This window comes from Natronolimnohabitans innermongolicus JCM 12255 (assembly GCF_000337215.1).
Lineage (GTDB): Archaea > Halobacteriota > Halobacteria > Halobacteriales > Natrialbaceae > Natronolimnohabitans > Natronolimnohabitans innermongolicus.
On record NZ_AOHZ01000098.1, the window covers coordinates 1 to 4,502 of the forward strand.

General features: G+C 63.0%; 3 protein-coding genes, 1 rRNA gene and 2 pseudogenes (1 of these 6 running past the window's edge). 3 read left to right on the forward strand and 3 right to left on the reverse strand.

Annotated elements, in window-relative coordinates; translation table 11 throughout:
- The first annotated feature begins 227 nt into the window (after positions 1-227).
- Together rrf and C493_RS20565 are read left to right on the forward strand one after the other, a co-directional pair.
- Positions 228-349: ribosomal RNA gene (gene rrf, locus C493_RS20560) — 5S ribosomal RNA — on the forward strand.
- Between the two features lie 154 nt (positions 350-503).
- Positions 504-914: a DUF7344 domain-containing protein gene (locus C493_RS20565; protein ID WP_007261424.1), complete on the forward strand. Its 411-nt coding sequence runs from the start codon at positions 504-506 to the stop codon at positions 912-914.
- Between the two features lie 412 nt (positions 915-1,326).
- Here the strand turns inward: C493_RS20565 and C493_RS20570 are convergent.
- Positions 1,327-1,746 (reverse strand): annotated as a pseudogene (locus C493_RS20570) (manganese catalase family protein); the annotation flags it as partial.
- 464 nt (positions 1,747-2,210) lie between these two features.
- On the opposite strand from C493_RS20570, the gene C493_RS20575 reads away from it, so the two are divergent.
- A complete protein-coding gene (locus tag C493_RS20575) occupies positions 2,211-2,393 on the forward strand; it encodes a hypothetical protein (protein WP_086009976.1) in 183 nt (60 codons plus the stop codon).
- 82 nt (positions 2,394-2,475) lie between these two features.
- Here the strand turns inward: C493_RS20575 and C493_RS20580 are convergent, their stop codons facing one another.
- Positions 2,476-3,867: an NAD(P)/FAD-dependent oxidoreductase gene (locus C493_RS20580; RefSeq protein ID WP_007261427.1), complete on the reverse strand. Its 1,392-nt coding sequence runs from the start codon at positions 3,865-3,867 to the stop codon at positions 2,476-2,478.
- A gap of 85 nt (positions 3,868-3,952) precedes the next feature.
- Positions 3,953-4,502, reverse strand: a pseudogene (locus C493_RS24175) (type II/IV secretion system ATPase subunit) (its annotated part continues 1,107 nt past the right edge of the window); the annotation flags it as partial.

Sequence of the window (4,502 nt, forward strand, 5' to 3'; positions counted from 1 at the left end):
ATACCACTGAGATCACTCGTAGAAGACGAGTTCGATAGACTCGGGGTGTACGCGCCAAGGCAACGAGGCGTTGAGCCCGCGAGCACTAACCGATCGAGCCACTCATTCATATCGCATTGGATCACGGACCCGCGAACGGGTCCAGGCGCGAACTGGACTACACGTACACCACGGTCAGAGACCGACCGATTACGGTTTGGCGATGGTTCGATTCCATCGATCGGCGTTGAGGCGGCCACAGCGGTGAGGTGCCTCCCGTACCCATCCCGAACACGGAAGATAAGCTCACCTGCGTGTCAGTGAGTACTGGAGTGGGCGACCCTCTGGGAGAGCTGACTCGCCGCCACCCATTCATACTCATACTTACGCCCCACACAGCACCCGCTGTGTGGGGTTATTCGTATTTGTGGAGGAAAAATCGTCGAGTGTCGACTGTGTCGTACTCGAGTGACCCAAATCCTTTTGGAGAGGGGCTTATTCGAACGAGTGCGAATGAGGGTAGTATGGAACGGGCAGACTGCACGCTTGACGATATTTACGAACTCCTCTCGGAATCCCGCCGCCGGTATATCCTGTACTACTTTCTGGACAACGAGCACGCGAACGTCGAGGGGCTGTCGTTGCAGATCGCCGCCTGGGAACTGGACAGCACCGTCGATGTCGTTACTGAGGAACGGAAACAGCGTGTCACGACGTCGTTGATTCACAGCCACCTCCCGAAACTCGCGGACTACGGCCTTATCGAATACGACGGTCGGACGGGCGACGTCGTCGCCACCGACGAACTCGATGACGTTTGTGACACCATCGCTCGAGCCCGCAGGGCCGAAGACGACGTGACTATCACGGGGTCGTCGACAGAGTCGGTACTGTACAGCGAGCCGTTGACGTCCTCGAGTCGGCCCTCACAGTGAGTACTGTCGAACGTGGCTGAGTGTGGACGACCGGTCGTACGCGACGGAGACTGATCGCTCAGGCAGGTAGTCGAGTCGAGTAATATCGCCCGGAACACTAACGTCCAGCGTCATCCCGGGGCGGCATGCCGCGTCGGCTGGCTAACCCTCGTGCCGGGCGGAGGAGTGCGTGCTCCTCGGACGGGTGGGCGGAGCCCACCGAATCGACTGTCGCGTGCCCGGGTTCGCCGTACTGTCATCGCACCCGAATGGGTTCACTCGGACGGGGACTAAAGGCACGCACGTGAACTAGGGATGGGAGTGGTTTAACGCTTTCAGTGTGCGCTGTTCTCGAGTCGGGTTCTGGGTCGCTTTGTCGCTCTTGCTCTCATCTGCTCGTTCAAAACGCCGAGAGTTCCCGCCGCCGGTACGCCTACTGTTGGTCGTCGGGGTCGTTGTACGTGTTCGGGTCTGGTTCGGGTGCGACGACTTCGCCGTCGCCGGGTTGTTCCGAGAGATACTCGAACTCGCTGCGACTGTCCGGTGTCGCCCCCTGCGTCCAAGGGGCCTCGGGGTCGGGTTGCGGGTCGCGGCGAGTCGAGATGAAGGTGTAGTTGTACTCCTGGTTTTCTTCGTCGTGTGGAAAGCTGGCCGGGACCGGGACGGTATCGTCGAGCGCTTCGAGGGCCTCGAGCCACTGGTTCTGGTGCATCGTGTCGCGGGCGATGAGGTAGGAGAGCATTTCCTGCATGCCGGGACCGTCGGTGAGTTCGTCGAGTCGCGTCGCGAGGAGGCGGTCGGTCGATTCGGCCATGACGTTGGTGTAGAGGTCGGCCGCGAGATTGCCGGATGAGACCGACACGGTCGGTGGACAACAGTGCCGTGATGTTTCCTCATCAGTGCGTGCCCGGGGCCGGGCTTACGGTCGACGAGTCCCTGTCGTGGCAACCGCAGAGTCTCGAGGCGGTCGTGGGGAGCTATCGGGCGTCTCTGGAGAGCTACGCGCACGCGCCGTCGTATCGGGTGTACCCGATCTCTTCGCGGAGGAGACCGGTATCGATCCCGAACCGGCCGCATTCGATCCTGGAACGTCGATTTCGCTCGGTGAACGGAGGGGAGCGGTGACCGAGACGAAACGGAGTTACGTGTCGGTTGGGCTCGAGTCGGTATCTGAGGGAGGACCGAACGACACGGACTAACGGCGGACGAAATCGCGGGTGAGGGGTGATCCGGTTCGTGACGGTGACGGTGGCGGTGGCGGTTCGGGAGGGGTTTTTGCCGTTGGCTGTGGTCTGTCACGGCAGTGAGGTGACTCCGGTGGCCGAAAACGACAACCGGCGGCGTGCCGCGGTCAAGTGCGAACGCTGCGGGACGATCGGCATCGTATACGTCTGGCCCGATGGAACGCGAAAGCCGCTCGGTCAGTCGACGCTCTGTGAGTGTTCGGAGCCGACGTTGCGCGAGCTCGAGGAGGAACTGGAGGGCGACGACCTCGAGTAACGGAGCGGCCGTGTCGGTGTGGGTTCGCTGCTGTGAACGGAGAAGGCGATCGCGTCGCGGACCGTCGGGGGAAACGGGTCGCTCAGTAGAAGTATTCGTCTTCGGTGAGCTGGACGTAGCCGCCGTTCCGATAGCGATACTTCCGCTTTTTGTACTGCAGCAGGATCTTCGAGGCGTCGAGACCGGCCGAGTAGCCGCGTTCGATCAGGCTGTCGCCGGTGGCGTCGCCTTGCATTTCGTTGACGACGCCGAACGCCCAGTCCCAGTCGACGGGTTCGTACTCTTTGACGATATCGGCGAAGGAGACGTTGCGCAGGATTTCGTCGCCGATGGCGCGCTTCCAGACGTCGTTGTAGTGCTCGAGGGAGTCCGTCGCGGCGAGTCGGCCGGCGATCTTTCCGGAGCGGACGGCGACGTGGTAGCCGCCCTCGTGGAAGGCAGAGGTGGTGCCCATCGCGCCGCCGGCGACGGCGATGTTGGCGCCGACGGGGGAGTCGATCGGTCGCGTCGAGGAGATGGGGTAGGTTTCGGTCCCCTTCGATTTGCCGCGGTCCTCGACGACCGGAATGTCCGTCTCGATATCGTACTCGTCGCCGTACTCGAGTTCGAGCAGGCGGCGGATGTACTCGGATCCGGAGGGGAGGGTATCGTCGTCGGGGCGCAGAAGCTTGTAGGCGCCCGGGTTGGCGACGTCCTCGAGTTCCATACCGATGGGCATCGTGAGACCGACGCGGGCGACGGTGCCGTCGTTGGGGAAGACCCACGGGTAGGCGGTTTCGCCGGGCATGTAGCCCCACCAGAACTTGAGGCTGTCCTCGAACTCCGCGAACAGCTCCGGGGGAAACTCCCGGTACTCCTGGTAGGCGATGTGGTTTGCCTCGGGCGGCGAGAGGTAGTCGGAGACGCTGCGGGCGGGTGCGGTGAACTGGTCGAGAGCGTCCAAGGTGATCCGCCGCTGCGGGCCGTCAGCGAGGACGACGTACTGGGCCTCGAGCTGGTCGCCGTCCGAGAGGGTCAGCGTGTGGGTGGGTCCCTTCTCACTCGAGGCGCGGAGGTCGGTCTCGAGGTCTTTGACGCCCGTGCCGACGCGCAGGTCGGCGCCGGCGTCCGCGGCGCGTTCGTGGAGCCAGTCGTCCATTCGGGCGCGGTGGAAGGTGTACCCGAACTTCGGGTAGCTGGCGTCCATCCCGGTCGTCGTCATCGTGACGGACGTGGAGGGGCCGACGAACTCGGTGGCCTCGAGTTCCCGGTGGACCACCTCGTCGGGGATCTCCCGGTAGTCGAAGTCCATGATGTCGATCCAGTAGTCGAGCATGCCGGCGGCGTCGGTGGAGTCGGGACCGAGGCCGTCGCGGTCCTCCCGCGGGACGCCCTGTTCGAAGAGGACGGTCTCGGCACCGTGTGCCGCGGCCCGTTCGGCTGCGCAGGTCCCTGCGGGACCGCCGCCGACGATCGCGACGTCTACGCGTTCCATACCACGTTGAGACTCAGCGGTGCATATTAAACATCGTGAAATGTCTGGCAACGGGGTGGTCGACCCCGTCGGGTCAGACGATCGAGTCGGGCCGGCGCACGTCGAAGGGCAGTCCCTCGACGCCGTCGCGCTGGAAGTCGTTGATGAGTTCGTTGACCTCCTCGTAGCCGACGATGTTCTTGTAAACCATCTTCTCGATGATCCGGCGGCGGAACTCGAGTTCGTCGTAGATCTCCCGCGTGTCGTCGTAGCCGCGGAGCGTCGCGATCTTGTCCTCCAGGAGGACGGAGTTGTTCATCCCGGTGAACTCGAGGTCGTCGCGGACGGGGTCCCACTCGAAGACCTTGTTCGTGACGAGGCCGTCGAGTTCGCGCGAGAATTTGTCGATCTCGTAGATACTGGTACAGCGCCGGTAGTCGTCGCCCTTGATGAAGTTCTGGAAGATGACGAGATCGAGGTTGTCGAGGTGGGAGTAGGGGACGTTGATCGGGTTCCCCTTGAGTCGCTGGACGAGGCTCTTGATGTCGCCGGCGTGGAAGGTCATCATGACGGGGTGGCCGGTCTGGATCGCCTGAAACGCCATCCGAACCTCTGGCTCTGTCCCACCGCGGAGGTGCCGGTCACTAACATGTACG